A 24,980-nucleotide genomic window follows, 5' to 3' on the forward strand; every position below is an offset into this window, starting at 1 on the left:
CTTGAATAACAATGAACCAAGGAAGTCCACATGCAACAAGGCTCTAAACTGCGGCCACCACCCATTGATGTGATCACCATTCAGTCGCAGGTGGTCTACGGTAGCGTGGGGAATGGCATTGCCTACCGCACGTTGTTGAAGAAGAACCTGGAGGTGTTGCAGGTACCGAGCGTGTTGTTTGGTTGCCCGCCCTATTACGGCGCGCCGCACGGGGGAGCGATCTCCAGCGAATGGTTCAGCGGTTTTCTGGAAGATTTGATCGCCCGTGAAGTCGTGTGCCGCGCGCGGGCCATCATTATCGGTTACCTGGGTGACGTGGCGCAGTGCCATATTCTGGCAGACTGGCTACCGCGGGTGATTACCCTCAATCCGGACATCAAGATCTATATCGATCCGGTGATGGGAGACTACGGCGAAGGGGTTTACGTCGATAAACGTCTGGTTGAACGTTATCGTTCCCCTTACCTCAATCTGGCCCATGGCCTGACGCCGAACGGTTTCGAACTGGAGCAGTTGTGCGGCATGGCGTTGAGCACGCGCGAGCAAACCGAACAGGCTGCACGGGCGCTGCTCAAAGGCAATACGCAGTGGGTACTGGTCACCAGCGCACCTGGCGTGGCAAACAGCGATAAAGAAGTTGGCCTGCTGCTGGTCACCGCCGACGAGGCGCAAAGCTTCACCCATGCCAAAATCGATTCGCCGGTGAAGGGGACCGGCGACATGTTCACCGCGCTGTTAATTGCCCATTTGCTGCAAGGGGAACCTTTCGGCAAGGCAGTGCCAACGGCGATCCATGAGGTGTGTGCGGTATTGGAAGATGCGGCGCGTCACGGTTGGCAGGAGATCGGCCACCTGCGGGCTCTGAAATAACGGCAGACGGCGCAGGCAGGCCCTGCGCCACGGCCACTCAGCGTTTTTTCTTCTTGTTGAAATCCAATTCAAAAGCAAACACCGCGCTTTGAATTTTGCGTTCGGTCAGCATCCCCATCTTGAGAAAACGGCAGGACAGGCGCATGAAATGATGCGTTTGGTCCCCATCAATATCATGATCTTCATTCACGGCGATCAGTTCCATATTCACCTTGAACTTGCCGTAATCCCCCAAATCCAGCTGCGCCTTATTAAACACTAGTCCCGGCTGCATATAGTCGGGTACTGCGCCATCAATACGCAAACCAACACCACCCGGCGAAAGATCGTGGATACGCAGTTGATACGGGGTGCCATCGCTGTGTTCTCCGTTGCAGAAGAACTCACGCCAATAAGGTGTCGTGATGCGTAACTGGCGGCGGCGTTGGATATAAACCAACTGCTTCGGCAAACGCGCCTCGTAAACCGGCATGTCGTTATGCTCGGCCAGTTGCGCCTGTTCGACGGAGAATTCGATTTTTGCATCCTGATTTTCAATCACAATGCTGAATTTCCCACCGGAGATTTGCTCCGGAGCATCACAATCAAAGACGATGTTATCTGCGCCGACGCTCAATAATTGGCCGGTGAATTCATGTTGTTGATTAACGACTCGCAGCGGCGTTCTTTGCTTATAAATGTCGCGTAAGATTGCCAGTACCTCAAAACGCTCCTGCTTGATAAACCGTCCGTTATCAATATATTCCACCCGTCACTCCCAGCATTGTCCATCGACGCTAACGCTTTCCTTATACAATCATCACCGCCATCAATACTAAAGTCAAATTTCCCAGCGTCGCCATAATAATGGCAATAGCCGGGAAAAACGAGCAGCCCATGCTGCCTGGCCTGCACTATCCCCGATTAAATCCTGGCGGATCTCAATGCCGACATAGGGTAACTCATGGCGTTCCGCATGGATCGGCAGCGTGTAGTCGGTCTCATCGCTCATCGCATAGGGCTCGTTGATGCCGACCTGTAAATCCCCTTCTGCACGCAGCAACTCTGCCAGCAGCAGGGCAAATTGTGGATGACGGTTAAACAGCAACCCAACCTGCCACGGCCGCGCATCGCCTTTAAACACCGGCGTGAAACTATGCATGGCGATCACCGCGCAGGGTTGGTTATTGGCACGGCGAGCGGCTAAGGTGGTGGCGATCGCCTGATGGTAAGGCTGAAAAATTTCCTGTTCACGGGCCCCCGCTTCGGCCGCGCTGATCCCTCGGTTGCCAGGTATTGGCGTAACTTCCGATAACGGAGGGATCGAACTGGCAATACCCGGCGTTCGGTTACAGTCGATCACCAAACGTGAGTAGTGTTGATGGATTAATGTCGCATCCAACTGCTGAGCCAGCAGGCGGGAAACCGCCAGCGCACCGATATCCCAGCCAATATGCCGATCGATATCGCCACTGGCCAGACCAAGATCGCCCAGACGTTTTGGGATGGCCTGGCCCGCATGATCGCACAGCAGCAAGAAAGGCGAAGTCGCCTGTGGCCGCTCGACGCTGACGGCCGCTGGCTCGTCCGCAGACAACAAGGTTGGGGTATAGGGGTGGTACATAGGACACTCCGGCGAAAGAAACCGCTAATTTTAGGTGATCCTCTCACCGGCTACCAATTTCCCACGGGAGAATTTGGTACAGCCGCACGTTCGGTCAAAACGGAGCCGGTATGTCATGGCCCATTGATTGTATGAATGGGCACAGTCACTGAGCAAAGATGAGCGGCAATATAGCGCTGATAGCGGGCAGGCTTCAGCCGTGTCAGATCGACCAACACCAGGCCATCGATACAGTGGTTAAACGCCGGATCGGTACCGAAATCGATAAACTGCACGCCACCGGGTTCACACAGCTCGGTGTATTGCTTATACAAGGTCGGGATCGAGCAGCCAAGGTTGCTCAACAGACTTTTCAGACGCAGCAAATCTTGCTGATAATCGTCACCGGCAAATTGGGCCAATACCTGCGGCAAAGAAGCCGGATAAGGCTGCCGCGACTGGGCAATGGCAAGGTCTGAAGAGAAATAGAGGCGATAGAAGGCAATCAATAAATCGCGAGCGGCAATCGGCATACCGCCGGAAATCGACACTGGGCCGAACAGATACCGATACTGCGGATATTTGGCCAGGTAGGCCCCAATGCCAAGCCACAGGTAATCCAGGCCACGCTTCCCCCAATATGCGGGTTGAATAAAACTTCGGCCCAGCTCAATCCCCTGCTCAAGGATCGGAGTCATATCGCGATCGTAATGGAACAGGCTGTTGCTATAGATGCCTTCCAGCCCTTTGTTAGCCAGCTGCGGTGCCGTAGGAATAAAGCGATAGGCACCAACAATTTCCAGTTCCTCCTCATCCCACAGTACCAGGTGATAATAGTCGTCGTCATAGCTGTCCAAATCCCGCCGCCGCCCCGAACCTTCGCCCACGGCACGGAATGCAATCTCACGCAGGCGGCCAAGTTCCCGCAAGATCGGTGCTCGCGCTTCTCCCTGGCGGCGATAAAGGAAAATGGTTTTGCCATCCGGCGTAACGCCCAACCGTTCGCAGGCCGCCAACGCTTTTTTCAGCTCGAGGCGATCTTCCGCCAAGGCAATGGCCGATTCGCTGGTAAACAGCCCCGGTTTACCCTGACCAAGCCGATAGACATGGCGGCGGAAACGCTCGGCAAGATCGCGTGCTTGAGTATGGCCATCGTGCCAATGGGCAAACGGAATGCGCCCGCCAATGCGGATTTTGATCCGTCCACCCCGCTGCTTGAACATCTCACGCACCAACAACAAGCTGGATAACGGGCGATAAATCAGCGAGGTCAGATAGAACAGACTGCTGTTTCGGGCGCTGATATGGATCGGTACGATCGGTGCTCGCGCCTTGGCGGCCAGCCGCAGAAATCCGGTATGCCAGTGGCCATCGCGTATCCCTTTGGGACTCATGCGGGACACTTCACCCGCCGGGAACAGGATCAACACGCCCTGATTATCCAACTGGGCCTGCATGGCTGCGATCTGCTGGCGGTTGGTACGGTTGCCCAGGTTATCAACCGGCACAAACAGGTTGCGCAAGGGTTCGATACAGCTCAGTAGCTGGTTGGCCACGACCTTGACGTCTGGCCGTACCGCCGCCACCGTCCGCAACAGCACCAAGCCATCCAGCGAACCAATAGGATGGTTGGCAACCAACACCACCGGGCCCTGGCTGGGGATATTTTCCAGATCGCCATCCACCAGTTCACAGCTCAAATTAAAGTAGTCCACCACCTGCTCGATCAGATCCAACCCTTTCAGGTGCGGATAGTCGGCGGCAAACTGTTTGAATTCTTTTTCACGCAGTAAGGTTCTTAGCAGGTTACGCTGCCAGGCTGGGGGCGAATGCTGTGGGAAGACATCTTGCAGCAGGCTATCCAAAGTAAACATCGGGTCATCTCCTGGCCTAGTCGCTGCAAACTTAAGCCAGCGTCATGACCTGAACATGACCGTTTGATGACGAAAAGATGAAATCGCGCTTTTCCCTGAGCGCCGCTGACGGTTATAGCGCAGCCGCAATACGGGCATTGGCCAGTAGCCCGTCGCCATGATCCGCTGGTTACTGCCAGGGACGGAACCAGCGATGGTTTATCCCCCGGTGTATGGCGACAGCAACGGCGTTCGCGGTGCGGCACTGTTGCGCCAAAGCTGGCAATAAAAAATTTAAGGAAAGCTCACTCGCATTAATCACCGTGGGTAGCTTTCGTCCACGGCGGAATTAATCGGCCCGGCCAAGGGGATATTAGCCGGATAAATAAGGCATTACCGGTTTTCGGTTTATTTCCATGATGCTTTCAGTTTATGACCAACCGAAAGATAGCATGATAATAACCAGTTGAAATATAAGATTATATTTTAATTTTTCGATTGCGTTGCGCGGTTTCGTTTGCTGTAATTTGCAACGGAAGACTGAAAATACGCCTGTAACGGTTGCTGTGGTTCCTATGCCACGGCCGGGGTTTGCTACGTGTAAATCAGGAGTCAGCTATTCATGATCAATACCGTAAAACGGCGGGAACTCATTATCGACCAGCTATGCCTTGAGGGCACGGTGCGCGTGGAGCAATTGAGCAGCCAGTTTGCCGTCTCTACCGTCACCATTCGCAGCGATCTGCACCATCTGGAAAAAGTGGCTGCGCAGTTCGCGCTTACGGTGGTGCCATGCTCAACAAGCCGTTCGCCTTCGATCGTCCACTACAGGACAAGAGCTGTCAGGTACAGGAGCTGTTTTGTGGCGAACTCGAGAGTTGGCCGGTGGCACCGTTCGATCCCCTCTTCCTGTGGGAGAGGGTGAGGGTGAGGGTGAGGGTGAGGGGCAACCAACAGCACCGGACCACACCGCATCCACAGATATTTATCGCGCATTAACCGTTTTATTTTTTAAGGAGTTACCACTATGACAGGTTATTTTTCTTACGATGCGGACTGGCTGGAGCAACATCATGCACTGCATACCGCACGTGAGATTTGGCAGCAGCCGGACCTCTGGGCTGCCTTGCACCAGCAGCTGGTCGCCCAACAGGAACAATGCTCCGCTTTCCTGACGCCGTTGCTGCAAAACCCGCGCCTACTGATTGTGCTGTGCGGTGCTGGCAGTTCAGCCTTTGCCGGTCGGGCCTTGGCCCCGTGGCTGAGGGAAAAAACCGGCCGGGATGTTGCGGCCTATGGCACCACCGATATCGTCGCCAATCCGCAGCAATTTCTCGATCCATCACGCCCGACGCTGCTGGTCTCTTTCGCCCGCTCCGGCAACAGCCCGGAAAGCGTCGCCTCGGTAGCGCTGGCAGATCAACTGCTCCCCCAGTGCTATCACCTGATGCTGGTGTGCAACCCGGACAGCCAGTTGGCCAACTACGCGCATGGCCGTAAGAACGTCTGTGCCCTGGTGATGCCACAGGGCTCCAACGACCAGAGCTTCGCCATGACCTCCAGTTTCAGCTGCATGATGCTCAGCACCGCGCTGCTGTTAGGCCCCTATTCCCTGAGCGCCACCCAGCCCCCCCTGGCGCAGATGATCGAGCGCTGTAAAGCACTGCGTGAAACGCTGCATTCCCAAGTGAAGGCGCTGGCCAGCAGCGGCTTTCGCCGTTACATCGTACTCGGCAGTAGCTGTTTCACCGGCCTGGCGGAGGAAGCCTCGTTGAAAATGCTGGAACTGACCGCCGGGCAGATCGTCACCCGCTATGACTCGCCGCTGGGCCTGCGTCACGGCCCAAAATTTATGGTCGATCCGCAGACGCTGGTGCTGCTGATGTTCTCCTGCAACCGCTATACCGAACGTTATGAACAGGATCTATGGGACGAACTCCAGCGCGATGGTCTGGCCAAGCAGATGGTTGGCCTTGGCAACTCGCCAATGGAGAAAACGGGCCAGTCCGATTTGCATCATGCCGACGACGATATCTGGCTGTTATTCCCCTATCTGCTGTTCGCTCAGATGCTGGCGTTTGAAACCTCGCTGGCGCGCGGCCTGACGCCGGATAACCCTTGCCCAACCGGGGAAGTCAACCGCGTGGTAAAAGGCGTGACCATCTATCCCTACTCTGCTACCGAGCTGTAAGGAGCCGTTATGTACCTGATATCCAACCGTGAAATGTTGTTGAAAGCGCAAAGACAGGGCTATGCCGTGCCGGCGTTCAACGTGCACAATCTTGAAACGGTACAGGTGGTGGCAGAAACCGCCGCCGAACTGCAATCCCCGGTGATCATGGCCGGGACGCCGGGCACCTTCAGCTATGCGGGTACCGACTATCTGGTGGGAATTTGCCGTTCGGCAGCCCAGCGCTATGATCTGCCGCTGGCGCTGCATCTCGACCATCACGAAGAAATCGAGGATATCGCCACCAAGGTCAGAGCCGGGATCCGCTCGGTGATGATCGATGGCTCACACCTGCCATTTGAACAGAACATCGCGCTGGTTGCGCAGGCCGTCGCGTTATGCCATCGCTATGGGGCTAGCGTAGAAGCTGAACTGGGCCGTCTGGGTGGCCAGGAAGACGATCTGATTGTCGATGCCGCAGACGGTTTTTATACCGATCCAAAAGCCGCCCGCGAGTTTGTCACGGCTACCGGGATCGACTCCCTCGCCGTCGCCATCGGTTCGGCTCATGGGCTGTACCACGGGGAGCCAAAACTGGATTTTGACCGTCTGGCGCTGATCCGCGAACAGCTGGAGATCCCGTTGGTGCTGCACGGCGCCTCCGGTATCCCGGAAGCGATGGTCAAGCGAGCCATCTCGCTGGGGGTGTGTAAGGTGAACGTGGCTACCGAACTCAAAATCGCCTTTGCCGATGCAGTGAAGAGCTATTTCTCCCAACATCCGGAGGCCAACGATCCGCGTAAATACATCGTCCCGGGCAAACTGGCGATGAAAGAAGTGGTAGCAGAAAAGATCCGTATCTGTGGCAGCGCAGGCATGTTGTAACGCTAAAGAGTAAGATTAAGGGCCGCAGAATAACGCTGAATATGCGGCCTTAACATTGATTTCGCTATTTAAAGTCACATCCGTTATTATAAGCAGCGTCAAAAAGTAATAATTCTCACATCACCCTCTAAATTCCCCTCACTATGATCTAAATCATGGTTTTACTGCCGGGCCATCCCTACTATTAAATTCAATTAACGAACGATTGCTGTTATTATTATTTACCCAATACATTATAGTAACGTTGGAAATTAAGTTACCCGGCAATAGAAGTTTGTTTTTTAGACAAAAATCGACTTTTTTGTTAATGGATAGTTTTACTTTATGCTAATAGGAATAGCTTATGAAATCTATTATTGCGGCTTTGGCCATACTGGCAGCCTTACCACTTTCAGCCCATTCAAAACAACCAGTTAGCCATGACACCATCACTGGGAGCATCCAGTTTTCCGGAAAAATCAGCGCTCCAACCTGCGAGATTGCGCGCGATAATGGTCAATATATATCCAGTTGCTATCGTGAAACCGCCGTCAACACTAATGAGTTTATCCAAATGCCATTGGATAATATGGGTTCAGAATTAATGGGCAAACCCATTCGTGAATTGGTGTTTAATGACCCTTCTCTACAACGAATTACGTTAATTTACAATTAATCCTAATCGACGAAATTTATTGTCATACAATTAGTCATTGAAAATAATTTTGTGGTTTTATAAACATTTTCTAGCGTTTGACCTCTCAGGGTATACCTACTTGGGTGTACCCTGTTTTTCCCTATAACCCCGCCTGATCAGCATGTCCGAAATCCGCCATCACATCCGGCTTTTTCATGTAATAATCGCCTTATCAAACGCAAGGAGTGGACAACATGCAGACCTTTTTTATTGATCGTATGCCGACGCCAGTCGGTGAACTGGTGTTGATCGGGGATGAGCAAGGACGGATGCGCGCGCTGGACTGGACCGATCACGAGGCTCGCCTGATGAAACTGCTCAACAGCCATTATCGTGCCTCACCCTTCGTGATACAGAAACAAGCCAACCCGGGCGGCCTGACGGAAGTGATGCAGCGCTATTTTGCCGGCGAGTTGGCAGCCATCGATACGGTGCCGGTGATGACTGAGGGCACCGAGTTCCAGCGTACCGTCTGGCAGCAACTGCGGCAAATCCCCTGTGGGGAAATCATTACCTACGGGGAATTGGCCAAGCGTATAGGCAGGCCAACCGCTTCACGCGCAGTTGGCATGGCTAACGGTACTAACCCGATCAGTATCGTGGTTCCCTGCCACCGAGTGATCGGCTCACAGGGCGCGCTGACCGGTTATGCCGGAGGGGTGCAGCGCAAGCAATGGCTGCTGAAACATGAAGGTTTTCTGCCCCGGGACTTGATTTAATCGGCCAGCAGCGCCCACGCACTCTCCTCATCCGTCACCAGGCCGTTGATCCAGCGGCCAAACAAGGCGGCACAATGGCCTGATGCTTTCCCCCCAGCCAGAGCAATCACCGGTTTTTCCGGCCATTGGTGCAGATTGACACTGGTCAGCCGCCGATCGAGTTCGCTGGCCATTCATGCCCAAAATTGTGTTGAAATACTTACCAGTCAACCAGCGTGATCATCTCGGATGAAGGATATCTATCCGCCAACCCCCTGCAATCACTAAGACTAATCGTAAAAAGCCGATGATTCTGCAGAATTTATTCGTTTTTATATGGCGTTAGTCAATTTCAGCCTGGCTTTGCCAAAGTAGATAAATCACTAAACATCAGTATGCTACAGAATGATGAGCAACAGGTCTGTTTAAAAATCACCCAAAACATTGCCGTTCTTGTTCTTGCTGTACTTATCACCTGCCATAAAAGATGTTAAAATTGACTCATATCAATTATTGCGTGAGCTTAATCTATGATCCCGGAAAAACGCGTGATTCGTCGTATCCAGTCTGGTGGTTGTGCGATCCATTGCCAAGACTGCAGTATCAGCCAATTGTGTATTCCTTTTACGCTGAATACGCATGAACTGGACCAACTCGACAACATCATCGAGAGGAAAAAACCGATCCAGAAAGGCCAAACGCTGTTTAAAGCCGGTGACGAACTGAAATCACTGTACGCCATCCGCTCCGGGACCATCAAAAGCTACACCATCACCGAACAGGGCGACGAACAGATTACCGGCTTCCACCTGGCGGGCGATCTGGTAGGCTTTGACGCCATCGGTGGCCTGAACCACCCAAGCTTCGCACAGGCACTGGAAACCTCCATGGTCTGTGAGATCCCGTTTGAAACGCTGGACGATCTCTCGGGCAAAATGCCTAATCTGCGCCAGCAAATCATGCGGTTGATGAGCGGTGAGATCAAAGGCGACCAGGATATGATCCTGCTGCTGTCGAAGAAAAACGCCGAAGAGCGCCTGGCCGCTTTCGTGTATAACCTGTCGCACCGCTTTGCCGAACGGGGCTTCTCACCGCGTGAGTTCCGTTTAACCATGACCCGTGGCGATATCGGCAACTATCTGGGCCTGACGGTGGAAACCATCAGCCGCCTGTTGGGGCGCTTCCAGAAAAGCGAAATCCTCAGCGTGAAAGGCAAATACATCACCATCGAAAACGCAGACGCCCTGTCACAGCTGGCGGGAGCCTCACGCATCAACGTCTCCGTAAGCGCCTGATCTCTACTGGGCCAATGATTCGCTGAAATTGTTGGCCCGCCCCCTTTCTGCTGCTGTTATGTTGGGTTACTCTGTAATTGAACAGACTGTTGATCTACAGCTGTAAGGAGGCCCTATGGCAAAGTATCAGAATCTTCTGGTGGCTATTGACCCCAATCAGGACGATCAACCGGCGCTGCGCCGGGCGGTTTACCTGATCAAGCGGAACGGTGGGCGGATTAAGGCCTTCCTTCCTATCTATGATTTCTCTTACGAAATGACCACTCTGCTTTCCCCAGACGAAAGAACGGCGATGCGCCAAGGGGTGATCAGCCAACGGGCGGCGTGGATTAAAGAGCAATGCCGCTTCTATCTCGAAGACGGTGTCCCCATTGAAATCAAAGTGGTGTGGCACAATCGCCCCTATGAGGCGATCATTCAGGAAGTGCTGAGCGGCAAGCACGATTTACTGTTGAAAATGGCCCATCAGCACGACCGACTAGAATCGGTGATCTTCACCCCGACGGACTGGCATCTGCTGCGCAAATGCCCTAGCCCGGTATGGATGGTGAAAGACCAACCCTGGCCTGAAGGGGGTAAAGCGCTGGTGGCGGTTAATCTATCCAGCGAAGAGCCTTATCATGACCCACTGAATATCCGTCTGGTGAAAGAAACGCTCGAACTGGCGCAAAACGTCAATCAAACCGAAGTGCACCTGGTGGGGGCCTATCCGGTCACCCCGATCAATATCGCCATCGAACTGCCCGATTTTGACCCCAGCATCTATAACGATGCGATCCGCGGGCAGCACCTGATCGCCATGAAGGCGCTAAGGCAAAAATTCCATATCAACGAAGAATTCACCCACGTGGAGAAAGGCTTGCCGGAGGAAGTGATCCCGGATTTGGCCGAGCACTTGCAAGCGGGCGTGGTGGTGTTAGGTTCCTTGGGCCGCACCGGTATTTCTGCCGCATTTATCGGCAATACCGCGGAACAGGTGATCGATCATCTGAAGTGTGACCTGCTGGTGCTCAAACCGGATGACTTTGACTGCCCGATCGTCATGGATGAAGACGACGAGCACGACGATGAGGATTGATTTCGGTGCGTTAAAAAACAAACAGGGCCCAATTGGGCCCTGTTTGACATTCTGGGGTAGGAATTAAAGCTCTACCACGTCGAAACGCACGTCTGGATTAACGTCCGCATCATAATCCACTTCTTCCAGACCAAAACCGAACAGGCGCAGGAACTCCTGCTTGTAGCCGGTGTAATCGGTCAGCTCGCTCAGGTTTTCCGAAGTGATTGACGGCCACAGATCGCGGCAAGCCTGTTGCACATCATCACGCAGTTCCCAGTCATCCATACGGATACGGGCATGATCGTCCAGCGGCATCTCTTCGCCATACAGACGGGTGTGCATCAAACGGGAAACCTGTTCCATGCAGCCTTCGTGAATGCCCTTCTCCTTCATGATTTTGAAGGCCATAGAGATATACAGCGGCATGACCGGGATGGCCGAGGAAGCCTGAGTGACTACGGATTTCAGTACGGCAACATGTGCGGTGCCGCCCTTGGCAGCCAGATCGCCACGGATGGCAGTAGCTGCACGATCCAAGTCCTCTTTGGCGCGGCCCAGTGTCCCGTGCCAGTAGATTGGCCAGGTCAGGTCGGTACCGATATAGGAGTAGGCAACAGACTTGGCACCTTCGGCCAGCACGCCCGCTTCTTCCAGCGCCGACATCCACAGTTCCCAATCCTGGCCGCCCATGACGGTGATGGTGTTCTGGATCTCTTCTTCGCTCGCCGGTTCAACCGTGGCGGTGATGATTTGGTCTTTGTTGGTGTCGATGGCTGTGGTGGTGTAAACCTCACCGATTGGCTTCAGTGCAGAACGCACGACTTCGCCAGTTTCCGGCATTTTACGCACCGGCGAGGCCAGCGAGTAAACCACCAAATCGATCTGGCCCAGATCGGCTTTGATCAGCTCAATCACTTTGGCACGGCATTCGTTGGAGAAGGCATCACCATTGACGCTTTTTGCGTACAGCCCAGCTTCTTTAGCGGCTTTGTCAAAAGCGGCCGAGTTGTACCAGCCAGCGGTGGCGGTTTTGCCTTCGCTGCCCGCTTTCTCGAAGAACACGCCGATGGTGGCGGCGTCGCTGCCAAAGGCGGTGGCAATACGGGAAGCCAGACCATAACCGGTAGATGCACCGATCACCAGCACACGTTTAGGGCCATTGGCAATCTTGCCCTGCGCTTTGGTGTAGGCAATCTGACGACGAACATTGGCTTCACAACCGACCGGATGAGTGGTGGTACAGATAAAGCCGCGAACCTTAGGTTTGATAATCATAATGGGTCTAGGATCCGTTAAAGGGATGAAATCGGGATATAAGATACCTCATTGTGCTGCTTTATGGTGATCTGATGTGTTGGATTGCGCGTTTTTTGCACACATCTTGTTGAATTAAGCACAAATATCACCTTATTTGGCGAAAAACCACCCTTTTTTGTTTATGCCAGCCAAAAAATGTCGTTAGAGGCTAAAAACAAGTATTGAACGCCCGATCCGCATCAAGGGTGCGGTCAGCATAATCCAAGGCTCAAACTTCGATAATGAATGAGTTGTCCAATCCATGACCCTGGCCCAACTTCTGGGGGCCGATCAGAAGTTAGGAAACAGAGTACCTGTAACTCAGAAAAATACGGCTATTAATCGCCTCTCTGGTCAGTTGGTTTATAAAATAAAATGACAATAAACCAGGAATTACCTCAACACAAACCAGCCCTTTCTTATTAAGATGGTAAATCAAAACTCATCCCCGCCGCCATAATACAAGCCACTTCATTTAGGTTTCATTTAATGTTTAAGCGTGTTATCTCGCTTTAAATGATATAAGAATTAATATAATGTAGCCCGTCCGGTATAAAAACACCGCGCAACCTGCGGCTGCATACTTATAGCTAGCGTTGCATTTCAAAGATAGCACCCACTTAAATCATTCATTAAACAAATGAATGCTATCGGTATTAATCCAAAAGGGAAATAAAAAAATGGACAATATCAAGCAGAATAACGGAAGCTGTATTTACTCCCCAGTAACCTTAGGGCAAAGAGAGGTTTGGCTGATGCAACAACTGTCGCCAGACCTACCGTTTAATATTTCAGAATATGCAGAAATCAATGGGGATTTACATGTCCCTGCATTCGAAAAAGCAGTCAGCGATATTGTGGCAGAAACACCCGGATTGAAAAGTCGCTTTGCCGTTGTCGAAGGCGACTTATACCAGTTTACCGATAGCAACATCACCGGCCAGTTACAGCTCATTGAGTTCACCGATGACTCAGAGCAAAGGTTTGATTTAGATGCCTGGGTTCAGGCAGATATCACCACCCTGGTCTCCGTTGAGGATGCCGAACTGTTCAAGTTTTCATTGATTTGCTTGGCGAAAAATAAATTTATTTATTATCAGCGCTGTCACCATGTGCTGATGGATGGTCGGAGCATGGCATTAATCTCTCAGCGTATCAGTGAAAGATATGACGAATTAATCTCCGGAAAAGAACCCCAGGAGGCGTTATCCTACGGTGCTGACTTACTCGCAAGAAAAGACATCGCATATCTAGAATCAAAAAGATTATCTCTCGATGAAAAATTTTGGACTCGCTACTACAACGAATCGAACGAATCAAGTCGACTATCCTTCCTAAGCCACACTCCCTATGACAGAAACATATTAAAAGAAGAGCGATGCATCGACGATAGCATTAACGAAAAAATAGTATCCATTGCTAAAACCCACAACATCAGGGATAATCATTTATATATTTCAGCCATTGCCACTCATTTTTACACACTTACGGGAATAAAAAACCTCTCATTCAGTTTTCCGGTTGCTGGCATTGAAAGCAAAGCTCGGATTTTTAAAGGCATGACCTCAAACACCTTGCCATTTAAAATCACTATCGAACCAACTGACAATATTATTGACGTAGCTAAAACTGTCAGTAAAGAAATAACGGGCATATTGAAGCATCAGCGCTATCGCGGCGAAAATATTCAGAGGAAAAATAAACAGGATTTTGGTTTTGGGCCGTCTATTAACCTGATGCTATTTGACCGCGGCGTGCCCTTCCAACATTGTGAAACAAAATGGATCAAGGCTAAAGGTTCTCAGACTCACGGTTTTGCCATCGTGCTGGATGACAAGGGCTACGGCAAAGGATTATCCATCAGTTTTTATGGCAGTGATAAACTGCATACCCTCGAAGATATATTCGATCACCATGACAGATTTCGCTCAATCCTTGAGCTATTGGTCGCCAACCCACAACAGCCGATTGCGGTAATTGACCGCCAGATTTTGGCCTCTCGGGCCACCTGTGTACGCCGAAATCTGTTTGAAAACATCAGGGCCCCTCTCTCTGCCGCAGTGATTAACTGGGCTGTGCAGGATGCACGGCAAATTGCTCATCTTTCTCTATCATTGACCAATAAATCAGGCATCACCCCGCCAGCAACCCAATTAAAAATACTGATAAACCATCAACTCTATATAGTAAATAAAATCAATGTGTTGAATGTCAAATCAGTCTATTCTCCCGGCACGCTGGTGCAGTTGGACGACCAGAATGACGCCTGGCAGCTTTCCACCCAGACCAACGATATTATTCTCAGCGATTTCGCCACTCAGGAAGGTACGCCCCTTTCTGCGGCAATGCTGGCAAAGCAAGGCCGTCTGGCTCCCGGTAGCAGGTTGCCTACATTGACCGAGCGGCAGTCAACCGCCCTTTCTGCCGAGTTGGCCAAACTTGTCGTTCATGAACCATACTGGCTGGCTAAACTCGAGCGGTTTAATCCCGTTGCCTTCCCTTACAGGATTAGAAAAACCGAGGAATCCACCCACTTGTTAGCCAGTCAATGGCAATCATCCGCATTACTCAAGGATATTGATGACAGCAGCCTGAAAGTGGCGGCTATCTTTGCTGCTTATCTGCATAGCCTGTCCGGCGAGCAGAGCTTCCAACTTGGCTACCAGGTTATTCCTGCGCATTCTGAACTTTGTTCGCAGCTTGCTTCCTCCTGGGTTCCTTTGGATGTGGCTGACATTCACGGGCAGCGCCCCCTTGACGAGATTGAGAATAATCTCGCTATAGAAATTAAACGGTTAGAACAGTCTTATGGTTTCGCTAAAGATATTGTGCTGCGTCATGAAAAATTAAGAAAAAATGCCAGACTACAGGACAAGCCTGCATATGCACTCGCCCTGGCCATGACAAATGGTGATAGTGGCATTCATTCAGACCCAGGGATAAACCCTGACGATTTCCCATTATTGGTATTGCAAATCAACGCTAACAACGGTCATTTCCGTTGGGTTTACAATGCAGCATACTTGTCTGAAGGCCAAATCAAAGCAATAAACGATCATATCTTGCAAGGATTAAAAAGCGCCACTGAGCTCAGGAATGCATCCCTTGCCATTGATAACATTAGCTTTATTCCTAAAGAGGAAGAAACATTATTACTGGAGACACTGAATCGCACGGAATACGACAACCAGAATAATTTATGCATTCATAGCGTCTTTGAGCAACAGGTTGCAAAAACGCCTGATGCCATCGCCATTTGTCATGGTGATGAAAATTTGACCTACTTGGAATTTGACCAGATCGCTAACCGCATTGCTCATCACCTGATTGGTTTGGGGATTAAAGCAGATATGCGCGTTGCCATGTGCATGGAGCGCAGTTGCTTACAAATCGCCACGCTGTTTGGTATCTTGAAATCTGGCGGGTGTTATGTGCCGCTGGATCCAACCTACCCCAGCGAACGCTTGAACGATGTGCTGCATGACGCTAATCCCTCAGTGCTTTTGGTCGATTCAGCGGGCCAAACCATTCTTGCCGGCAGCACTGAGGCGACGGCTTACAACGTCACCAGTCTGTTAGAGAAGGAACTGCCAAATAGCACCACACCGCCGCTTAACGCGTTTTCCGTCAACCATCTGGCCTATGTGATATTCACTTCCGGCTCGACGGGTCGCCCTAAAGGCGTGATGGTTGAACATGCGCAGGTGATGAACTTGTATTACGCACTCAAAAGCGACGTCTTCTCCCATTATCCACCGCAATCCAAGGTTTGCCTGAACTCCAGCCTTTCTTTTGACGCGTCATTACAAAGTCTGCTCAGCTTGCTTGACGGCCACCAGCTGCATATCGTGCCGCAGGATGTACGGGTTGATGGCGTCAGGTTGGTACAGTTTATCCAGCAGCATGCTATCGATGTATTTGACTGCACGCCAACCCAGCTGGAAATGCTATTGCTCTCCGAGCTGCCTGAACAGATAAACTCACTGATCCTGCTGATTGGTGGCGAGGCGTTGTCATCCCAGATCTGGCAGCGCCTGTGCACAATAAAGCACTTTACTGCCTTTAACCTGTACGGCCCGACAGAGTGCACTGTTGACGCGACGGTGGCGAGAATAACTGAATCGCATCCGCTGCCAACCATTGGCCGCCCTATCGCCAATACCGCAGTTTACCTGCTGGATAATCGGTTAAAACCGGTGCCTTTCGGCGCAGTTGGCCACATGTACATTAGTGGTGATGGCGTAGCCCGTGGCTATCTCGATCACCCCGATCTGACCGCAGAGCGCTTTAGCGCCGATCCTTTCTGCAGCAAAAACTGGCGCATGTACCGCACCGGCGATTTGGCCCGCTATCTGGACGAGGGTTATCTGGAATATTTGGGCCGTGACGATCAGCAGGTCAAAATCAACGGCTACCGCATTGAACCTGGTGAAATCGAGGCGAAGCTCCTCAGCCATTCCCAGGTTAATGAAGCCGTAGTTATCGCGTATGAAACGCCATCGGGAGAGAAACAGCTTGCCAGTTATCTGGTGATGGCCGAAGGCAGTGAAACGGAAGAGCTGCCTCGCCGCCTGCGTGATTATCTGAGTAGCTTACTGCCTGAATTTATGTTGCCTATCGCCTACCAGCCCTTGGCGCAATTACCTTTGACGCCAAACGGTAAAATTGATCGCAAACGCCTGCCTCCCCCTGGTTTCAGCGCCTATGTACATCAATCCTATCAGGCACCACAGGGAGAAACCGAGCAAGCGCTGTACGTTATCTGGGCAGAAATATTGTGTGTTGACAAAATAGGCCGTAACGACAGCTTCTTTGCCATTGGCGGCGACTCGTTGATGGCCATGAAATTACTCAGCAAGGTGCAATCCCACTGGCGCAGCAAAATCACAATGAGCGCCTTTTTTGCCCAACCCACGTTGGCGCAACTGGCAGAATTGGTTTTACAGTCTACGCGACAAACCACCGGCCAGATTACTCCCTTGGCGCCAGATGCACATATTCCACTGTCCTTCGCCCAGAATCGCCTGTGGTTTATTGAGCAGTTGGGGAACAGTGATGAAAATTATAACGTTCCGTTATGGTTGAAAATGCGCGGTACGCTTAATACTGATGTTTTGCAACGCAGTCTCAATCATCTGCTCGATCGTCATGCCTCATTACGTTCGATTTTTCTCGTTCAAAACGGCGTTGGCTATTGCAAACTGCTGCCAACTGGCAGCCAGGTTACGTTGGATAAATACGATTTTTCCGCAGCAAGCCAGCCCCGCGCCGCCGTTGAACAGCTATACCAGCGTGAAATTGTCCATAAATTTGATATCGCCCAGGGCCCGCTGATGCGGGTTTCGCTGGCTCAAACCGCAACCGATGAGCACTATTTACTGCTGATTATTCATCACATCGTTACCGATGGCTGGTCGATGGAGATCCTGGCACGCGAACTGGGAATTATCTATAGCGCCTGGATTGAGGAAACGGCCAATCCGCTGCCGGCTTTACCGTTGCAGTACCCTGACTATGCCCAATGGCAGCAGCAATGGTTGCACAGTAACGAGTGGGAGACTCATGCTCAATTCTGGCTCCAGCAGTTGCAAAGCGTACCCGAGCGGCTGACCCTGCCGACCGATCGTGCACGACCTGCGCAGCAATCATTTCTGGGGGCTTCGGTTCCCATCGTGCTGGAGCCGCAGCTGGCTGACAGCCTGCGCCAACTGAGCCATAAACATCACACGACGCTGTTTATGACCTTAATCAGCGCATGGTCTATTGTGCTATCGCGCCTGGCCGGACAGCAGGATCTTACGATCGGTACACCGGTAGCTAACCGTCAGGTGGCAGAAAGCGAGGATATGGTCGGTTTCTTCGTCAATACTCTGGCAATGCGCATTGATTTATCCGCTGCCCCCACGGTGGCGGAACTGTTGTCACAGGTGCGGGAACTCACACTCAGCGCTCAGGAGCATCAGGCGCTGCCGTTCGATCAGGTGGTAGAATTAATCCAGCCGCAGCGCAGCATGGATAAAACGCCGCTCTTCCAGGTGATGTTTGCCTGGGAGAATCTCGACGCCGTTGCCCCCACGCTGGCCGGGCTGGATGTGACGTTGAACGATCCGCAAGTCACCCGCGTCAAATTCGATCTGGAGCTGAGTCTCGGCCCCCGTGATCGCAGCATCGTTGGCTCGCTGAACTACGCCACCGCGCTGTTTGATGCCAGTACCGTTGAACGTCACCAACAGTATCTGATCGCTGTACTGCAGGCCATGATACGTGACGACCAGCAACGAGTTGATCGGATCGACATACTCACCGCGCAGGAACGGCACCAACTGATCGAACAGTGGAATCAAACCGCAGAACCTTATCCGCAGGATCTCTGCGCCCATCAGCTATTCGAGCTGCAGGCAAATCTTCATCCGGATGCCATTGCCCTCACCTATCGACAGTTCAGCCTGAGCTATTCCAGTTTGAATAATCAGGCTAATTACCTGGCCAAACGGCTAATAGACCTGGGCGTTCAGGCAGAGGATCGAGTGGCCATTTGCAGCCAGCGATCGCCTGAAACGATCGTGGCCATTCTGGCAACGCTGAAAGCCGGTGCGGCCTACATCTTCATTCCGCCAGATATTGCTGCCGATCGCCTGCGCTTTATGCTGAAAGATGCCGCCCCCAAGGTTGTTCTGGCTGCCCCCGCGCTGCAGGCTCGTTTCAGTGAACATGAAACCCTATTCTGCCCACTGCCTGACGTTACTCAACGCTATGCTGACTGCCCTAACCCTTCGGTCGCTATCGCGCCGCATAATTTGGCCTATGTGATCTATACCTCCGGCTCAACGGGTAACCCGAAAGGCGTGATGGTTGAACATCGTAACCTGGTGCAATTGATCACCCGCTGGTGTAAGCGTTGGGATATTGGCTTGGGTGACAATTGTCTACAATTCTGTCACCTGACCTTTGACGCCTCGGTCTGCGAGATCTTTCCCGCCCTCACTTCCGGTGCCAACCTGGTGCTGCGGGATGACCACTGGCTGACCAGCACGGCACAGTTCTGGCAACGGTGTGAACAACATCAGGTCAGTCGTATCGTTCTGCCTTATCAATTCTGGCGTCAGTTGTGTGAAGAAAGCACTCAGCCATTGCCCACATCCCTGCGGTCTATTGTCTTTGGTGGCGAAGCTGCCGCGCCGGAATTGCTGCAACGCTGGTTGAGTCGTTATCCCGATACACCTGCTCTGATTAACTGCTACGGCCCGACTGAAACGACGGTAGCGGCTACCGTACACTTACCCACCTTAGGCGGCTCGCATAGTGATAGCATCGGCTATCCCATTGACAACTATCGGCTTTACATTTTAGATCCGCATCGCAATCCGTTACCACGGGGAGCCATTGGTGAGCTGTATATCGGTGGGCCTGGCGTGGCGCGCGGCTATCTGAATCTGCCAGAGATGAGCGCGGAACGATTCCTTGCGGATCCCTTCAGCACTCAACCAGATGCCCGCATGTATCGCAGCGGCGATCTGGCCAGTTATCTGCCTGACGGACGGGTCCTGTTCCACGGACGCAATGACCATCAGGTGAAAATCCGAGGTTTCCGCATTGAGTTAGGCGAAATCGAAACCCAGCTCAACGCTCATCCACAGGTGAAAACATCAGCGGTGGTGGCATGGGACGATGATAAAAGTGGCAAACGTCTGGTCGCCTATGTGGTCGCTGATCCAGTTCAGCCACGGCCTGATATTGTTGAATTACGTCACCATTTAGCCGCTCGATTACCGGAATATATGGTGCCCGCCGCCTACGTTCTGCTGGCTGGGATGCCGATCTCCACCAATGGCAAACTGGATCGTAACGCTTTACCCGTGCCACAAGACGACGCCTATGTGCATCGCCACTATGAAGCGCCGCTAGCCGGGATAGAAACCACGCTGGCTGAAATCTGGCAAGGGTTGCTGGACGTTGAGAAAGTGGGTCGTCATGACCATTTCTTCGAACTGGGTGGCCATTCACTGTTGGCCGTTCGGGTCATCAGCCAGTTGCAGCAAAAGCTCAATATCAGCGTGCCGCTGGCGGCGCTGTTTGATAACCCGCTGCTGTGGGAACTGGCACAGGCTATCAGCCATGCGGGTTGCCTCTGTGACGCCACCGTTCCCACCGTCATTACGCCTGCGCCACGAAACAAGCCTCTACCGCTGTCCTTCTCTCAACAACGCCTGTGGTTCCTGTCGCAACTCAACGACAGCGACTCGAACTACAACGTGCTGATGGCACTGGCATTAAATGGCCCCGCGAATGTGCCGATATTGCAGCAGAGTCTTAACGCTTTATATGCCCGCCATGAATCATTGAGAAGCAATTTTGTTTCCCATGGTCAGGAGGAACCACAGGTGATCCTGCGGGATGCCCAGTCTGGCATCCCGCTGATTGAATACGATTTACGTGAACGGAAAGACTACGCTGATCCGATGCAGGTTATTTACCAACAGGAAGAACGCTGGGTATTTGATATTTCCGCCGAACCGCTGATACGGGCCAGCTGGCTGCGTCTGGGAGATTGCGACAACGTACTGTTGCTGACGCTACACCATATTATTACCGATGGTTGGTCGATGGAAATCCTGGCGCGCGAGCTGGGGTGCCTTTACTCAGCATTACTGCAACAACAGGCCGATCCGTTGCCAGCGTTACCGATCCACTATCCAGACTATGCGGTATGGCAACAACAGTGGCTTGGTAGTCCTCTGTGGGAGGCGCAGGGGCAATTCTGGCAACGCCTGTTAGCCGGTGCACCTGAACGACTGACGCTGCCGACCGATCGACTGCGTCCTGAGCAGCAGTCCTTTATTGGTTCCAGCCTGCCGATAGTGCTGAGTAGCCAGCTTTCCGAACGGCTGCGACGCCTGAGTGCCAAACAAGGCACCTCGCTGTTTATGACGTTACTGAGCGCCTGGTCTATCGTGTTGTCTCGCCTGTCGGGTCAGGATGATGTGGTGATCGGTACACCGGTCGCCAACCGTAATCAGGCCGAGTGTGATGGGGTTGTCGGTTTCTTTGTGAACACATTGGCGTTGCGGATTAATTTATCACCTACGCTTACCGTAGCCCAGTTGCTGGCACAGGTCCGGAAAACCACTCTTGATGCGCAAGAACACCAGGCAGTACCGTTCGAACAGGTGGTTGAAATTACCCAACCGCCACGCAGTATGGATAAAACGCCGCTGTTCCAGGTGATGTTTGCTTTGGAAAACGTCGACGATATCGCCGCGAAATTGACCGGGTTAGAGGTGAAACTGCTGGAACCGCCGGTCAGCCGGGTTAAGTTTGATTTAGAACTGAGCCTGGGTGAACGCAATACAATCATCAGCGGTTCGCTCAATTATGCCAGCGCGCTGTTTGACGAAGAAACCGTTCGACGTCACCAGCAGTATCTGATCGCGGTACTCGAGGCGATGGTGAATAATAGTGCGCAACTTATCAGTCAGATTGACTTGCTCCCAGAACACGAGCGCCATCTTCTGCTGGAACAATGGAATCAGACCGCCAAACCTTACCCGTCAGAATGCTGTATCCACCAACTGTTTGAACAACATGCCAAGCATGATCCCGACGCCGTTGCGCTGGTCAATAAAACCTGCGTCATAAGCTATGGGGAACTGAATCTGCGGGCGAATGCTTTAGCCCATCAGTTGATGGCGCAAGGGGTAAAAGCAGAGGACCGCGTGGCTATCTGCGCCGATCGCAGTGCGGAAATGATTGTGGGTATTCTGGCAATACTCAAAGCTGGCTGCGCTTACCTTTCTCTACCACACGATATTGCAGCCGAACGGCTGAAGTTTATGCTGGATGATGCCAAACCGGTGATGATTCTGGCCGAACCGGCAACGCTAGCGCTATTCCAAGACTGTGGTATTACTCATCGCCTGCTTCCAGAGGTTAATACTGCGGTTATACCTGCGATGGCTAATCCACAGCCTCAACTAGCGCCGCATAATCTGGCCTATGTGATCTACACTTCCGGCTCTACCGGCAACCCGAAAGGGGTATTGGTAGAACACGGCAATCTGGTGCAACAGATGGTGACCTGGTGCCAGCAGTGGAAGCTGGGTAAACAGGACAAGGTGTTGCAGTTCTGTAATACCACCTTTGACGTTTCAGTTTCCGAGATTTTCTCGGCATTGACCTCCGGAGCCACATTGGTGCTGCGCGATGAGCGGTGGCTGGCAGGTAGCACCGATTTCTGGCAGCTATGCCAAGAATACGGCATCAGCTATCTGGATATTCCTTACCAGTTTTGGCGCAAACTCTGTGAAGAAAGCAGCGGGCCACTACCTCCTGCCCTGCGTCTGGTCTGTATCAGTGGAGAAGCCGCCGCACCGGAAATGCTCGAGCGCTGGCTGAAACAATACCCAGACAAGCCTGAGTTGGTTAACTGCTATGGCCCAACGGAAACCACCATTACCGCCACGACTCACTCACCGAAATTGGGGGTCGATCATATTGATGCTATCGGACGCCCAACGGCCAATATTCGCATTTACTTATTGGATAATGAAGGTCAGCCGGTACCGCGTGGCGTAATTGGCGAAGTTTATATCGGCGGGCCGGGTGTCACACGCGGCTACCTGAACCTTCCAGCTATGACCGCCGAACGTTTCCTGCCCGATCCTTTCAGTTCCGTTGTCGGATCACGGATGTACCGTACCGGGGATCTGGCCAGTTATTTGTCCGATGGACGGCTACAGTTCCACGGACGGAACGATCATCAGGTAAAAATCCGTGGTTTCCGTATCGAATTAGGCGAAATAGAAACTCAGCTCAATGGGCACTCACAGGTTAAAGAAGCGGCGGTGCTGGCACTGGATGACCATAAAGGCAGTAAGCGCTTGGTAGCTTATATAGTCGCTACTGCAGATGCATCGGCACCAGAACCAATGGCGCTGCGTCAATATCTGCAAAGCCGCCTTCCTGACTATATGATACCTGCCGCCTATGTATTGATGGAACGGATGCCAATCACGCCAAACGGCAAGCTGGATCGAAAAGCGCTGCCTGCACCACAGGAAAATGCGTTCCTGCATCAGCCCTATGAAATACCGTTACCGGGCTTGGAAAGCACCATTGCCGATATTTGGCAATCGCTGCTCGACGTGGATAAAGTCGGTCGCCATGACCACTTCTTCGAACTGGGTGGACACTCATTACTTGCTGTTAGCGCTGTAAATCTGACGAATCGTACTATCGACGATACGGTCAGCGTTAGCGATGTCTTTATCGCACCGACGGTTAAGCAATTGGCCAACCGGATAAAAACGCGGGTTCGTAGCAGTACCGAGATAGATTTACGGCAAAAAGCGCAGCTGCCGCAGGATATTCAGCCATTGCCAAGTGCGCGTAAGCAGAACGGTGCCATTTTACTTACCGGCGCTACCGGCTTTGTTGGCCGTTTCTTACTGCGAGAATTACTGGATACCACCCAGAGTAAAATCTATTGCCTGGTGCGCGGTCAGGATCAGGCCGACAGCCAGCAACGCCTGAAGAACATTCTGGATAAATGGTCCCTGTGGCGTGAGGGGGATGAACAACGAATCATCGCGGTTAGGGGGAATATCAAAGAGTATCGGCTGGGAATGGATGAGCAGGCTTACGCCAAGCTCAGCCAGGACGTTGGCGTGATATTCCATGCAGCCGTCAGCATGAACCACCTTGAATCATTCGATATGGCGTATCAGGCTAATATTGCCGGCTTGATTGAACTGCTACGTTTAGCCACTCAGGGGACCAATAAAATTCTGAACTTTGCCTCTACACTCAACGTGTTCAGCCCTATCGCTCAAACAGGCCATCGTGTGGTAAACGAAACTTCGTCGATTCAGGATGAACGACACATCGCGGAGCAAGGCTATGTGGCCAGTAAATGGGTTGGTGAGGAGATTGTCAATCTGGCCGTTGCCCGGGGGATTGCCTGTAATATTTTCCGCCTGGGGCTGATTACCGCCGACTCTGAGCTTGCCCGTTATGACGAGCTGCAAGCTTTTTATCGGCTGTTCAAGAGCAGTATTCAGATGGGAATGGCATTTGAAGACGCCTATGGCGATGTTCAACTGACACCAGTAGATTACACCGCCAAAGCGCTAGCGTATTTGGGCTTGTTACATGATCCTGCGGAAAACATCTTCCATCTTTCCACCATGGAGGGAATTCCACGGCGCGATTTCATTGAGCAGTTGAATGCTCATCTGCCGCAACCCATGACGGTGGTTTCACATCGTCAGTGGCTACAAGAGGCTCGTCGCCGCTATCAGCGAGGGGAAATTTTACCGATCACGCCGCTGATCCAGGACATGATGATGTCCAACGATGAAGATCTGGATAACCTCTATCAATCGATGGAGATAGCCACGATCAGTTATGATAGCAGCCACACGCAGGAGTTATTGGTTCAGGCAGAAATTACGCTGCCAGTTACTGACAGCCACTGGTATCGGTTATTTGTTGATTCACTGGAAAAATAACCAACGGCCAGATAAACAGTAATGCCTGCCGCGTTGAACACGTATTACGGGTAATCAATCGTTAAAAAAATGCCAGTCACCTCGGTGAC

At 52.1% G+C, this 24,980-nt stretch carries 12 protein-coding genes and 2 pseudogenes; 9 read left to right on the plus strand and 5 right to left on the minus strand.

The window, feature by feature from the left end; genetic code table 11:
* The first annotated feature begins 30 nt into the window (after positions 1 to 30).
* Complete coding sequence (locus tag ABIE29_RS07300; protein ID WP_429617649.1) at positions 31 to 870, plus strand: PfkB family carbohydrate kinase; 840 nt, start codon at positions 31 to 33, stop codon at positions 868 to 870.
* Positions 871 to 907: 37 nt separating this feature from the next.
* On the opposite strand, the gene ABIE29_RS07305 is transcribed toward ABIE29_RS07300, so the two are convergent.
* The 3 genes from ABIE29_RS07305 to ABIE29_RS07315 form a co-directional block, all read right to left on the minus strand.
* Entirely contained in the window at positions 908 to 1,618 is a 711-nt protein-coding gene (locus ABIE29_RS07305; RefSeq protein WP_429617651.1) for a flagellar brake protein, read from the minus strand.
* A 72-nt stretch (positions 1,619 to 1,690) separates the two neighbouring features.
* Positions 1,691 to 2,473, minus strand: a complete 783-nt coding sequence (locus tag ABIE29_RS07310; RefSeq protein ID WP_429617653.1) for an N-formylglutamate amidohydrolase — start codon at positions 2,471 to 2,473, stop codon at positions 1,691 to 1,693.
* 113 nt (positions 2,474 to 2,586) lie between these two features.
* Positions 2,587 to 4,326 (minus strand): lysophospholipid acyltransferase family protein, encoded by a 1,740-nt coding sequence (locus ABIE29_RS07315; RefSeq protein ID WP_429617654.1) that lies wholly within the window; start codon positions 4,324 to 4,326, stop codon positions 2,587 to 2,589.
* A 601-nt stretch (positions 4,327 to 4,927) separates the two neighbouring features.
* Here ABIE29_RS07315 and ABIE29_RS07320 point away from each other — a divergent pair.
* The 5 genes and pseudogenes from ABIE29_RS07320 to ogt form a co-directional block, all read left to right on the plus strand.
* Positions 4,928 to 5,142: pseudogene (locus ABIE29_RS07320) on the plus strand (DeoR family transcriptional regulator); the annotation flags it as partial.
* A 190-nt stretch (positions 5,143 to 5,332) separates the two neighbouring features.
* Entirely contained in the window at positions 5,333 to 6,496 is a 1,164-nt protein-coding gene (locus ABIE29_RS07325) for an SIS domain-containing protein (RefSeq protein WP_429617655.1), read from the plus strand.
* A gap of 9 nt (positions 6,497 to 6,505) precedes the next feature.
* Positions 6,506 to 7,360 carry a tagatose bisphosphate family class II aldolase gene (locus tag ABIE29_RS07330; RefSeq protein WP_429617657.1) on the plus strand — a complete coding sequence of 285 codons (855 nt, stop codon included), beginning with the start codon at positions 6,506 to 6,508 and terminating at the stop codon, positions 7,358 to 7,360.
* A gap of 343 nt (positions 7,361 to 7,703) precedes the next feature.
* Entirely contained in the window at positions 7,704 to 8,015 is a 312-nt protein-coding gene (locus ABIE29_RS07335; RefSeq protein WP_429617659.1) for a hypothetical protein, read from the plus strand.
* 215 nt (positions 8,016 to 8,230) lie between these two features.
* Entirely contained in the window at positions 8,231 to 8,755 is a 525-nt protein-coding gene (ogt, locus tag ABIE29_RS07340; protein WP_429617660.1) for a methylated-DNA--[protein]-cysteine S-methyltransferase, read from the plus strand.
* On the opposite strand, the pseudogene ABIE29_RS07345 reads toward ogt, so the two are convergent.
* A pseudogene (locus tag ABIE29_RS07345) lies at positions 8,752 to 8,916 on the minus strand (sugar-binding transcriptional regulator); the annotation flags it as partial. The gene ogt and the pseudogene ABIE29_RS07345 sit on opposite strands and share 4 nt — an antisense overlap.
* Before the next feature lie 348 nt (positions 8,917 to 9,264).
* On the opposite strand from ABIE29_RS07345, the gene ABIE29_RS07350 reads away from it, so the two are divergent.
* Together ABIE29_RS07350 and uspE are read left to right on the plus strand one after the other, a co-directional pair.
* Entirely contained in the window at positions 9,265 to 10,029 is a 765-nt protein-coding gene (locus ABIE29_RS07350; protein WP_429617662.1) for an FNR family transcription factor, read from the plus strand.
* 115 nt (positions 10,030 to 10,144) lie between these two features.
* Positions 10,145 to 11,107, plus strand: coding sequence for a universal stress protein UspE (gene uspE, locus ABIE29_RS07355; RefSeq protein ID WP_429617664.1), 963 nt, complete (start codon positions 10,145 to 10,147; stop codon positions 11,105 to 11,107).
* A gap of 63 nt (positions 11,108 to 11,170) precedes the next feature.
* On the opposite strand, the gene fabV is transcribed toward uspE, so the two are convergent.
* Positions 11,171 to 12,364: an enoyl-ACP reductase FabV gene (gene fabV / locus ABIE29_RS07360; protein ID WP_429617665.1), complete on the minus strand. Its 1,194-nt coding sequence runs from the start codon at positions 12,362 to 12,364 to the stop codon at positions 11,171 to 11,173.
* Between the two features lie 701 nt (positions 12,365 to 13,065).
* Here fabV and ABIE29_RS07365 point away from each other — a divergent pair.
* A complete protein-coding gene (locus tag ABIE29_RS07365; RefSeq protein ID WP_429617667.1) occupies positions 13,066 to 24,891 on the plus strand; it encodes an amino acid adenylation domain-containing protein in 11,826 nt (3,941 codons plus the stop codon).
* The last annotated feature ends 89 nt before the right edge of the window (positions 24,892 to 24,980 follow it).

Origin of the sequence: Serratia sp. 2723 (assembly GCF_050434425.1) — a bacterium.
In the GTDB taxonomy this organism is placed as follows: domain Bacteria; phylum Pseudomonadota; class Gammaproteobacteria; order Enterobacterales; family Enterobacteriaceae; genus Chania.

Excerpts from the sequence above, each read along its gene's own strand:
- ABIE29_RS07300 (WP_429617649.1), top strand. The coding sequence starts at position 31 with ATGCAACAAGGCTCTAAACTGCGGCCACCACCCATTGATGTGATCACC.
- ABIE29_RS07310 (WP_429617653.1), bottom strand. The coding sequence starts at position 2,473 with ATGTACCACCCCTATACCCCAACCTTGTTGTCTGCGGACGAGCCAGCG.
- ABIE29_RS07315 (WP_429617654.1), bottom strand. The coding sequence starts at position 4,326 with ATGTTTACTTTGGATAGCCTGCTGCAAGATGTCTTCCCACAGCATTCG.
- ABIE29_RS07325 (WP_429617655.1), top strand. The coding sequence starts at position 5,333 with ATGACAGGTTATTTTTCTTACGATGCGGACTGGCTGGAGCAACATCAT.
- ABIE29_RS07330 (WP_429617657.1), top strand. The coding sequence starts at position 6,506 with ATGTACCTGATATCCAACCGTGAAATGTTGTTGAAAGCGCAAAGACAG.
- ABIE29_RS07335 (WP_429617659.1), top strand. The coding sequence starts at position 7,704 with ATGAAATCTATTATTGCGGCTTTGGCCATACTGGCAGCCTTACCACTT.
- ogt (WP_429617660.1), top strand. The coding sequence starts at position 8,231 with ATGCAGACCTTTTTTATTGATCGTATGCCGACGCCAGTCGGTGAACTG.
- ABIE29_RS07350 (WP_429617662.1), top strand. The coding sequence starts at position 9,265 with ATGATCCCGGAAAAACGCGTGATTCGTCGTATCCAGTCTGGTGGTTGT.
- uspE (WP_429617664.1), top strand. The coding sequence starts at position 10,145 with ATGGCAAAGTATCAGAATCTTCTGGTGGCTATTGACCCCAATCAGGAC.
- fabV (WP_429617665.1), bottom strand. The coding sequence starts at position 12,364 with ATGATTATCAAACCTAAGGTTCGCGGCTTTATCTGTACCACCACTCAT.
- ABIE29_RS07365 (WP_429617667.1), top strand. The coding sequence starts at position 13,066 with ATGGACAATATCAAGCAGAATAACGGAAGCTGTATTTACTCCCCAGTA.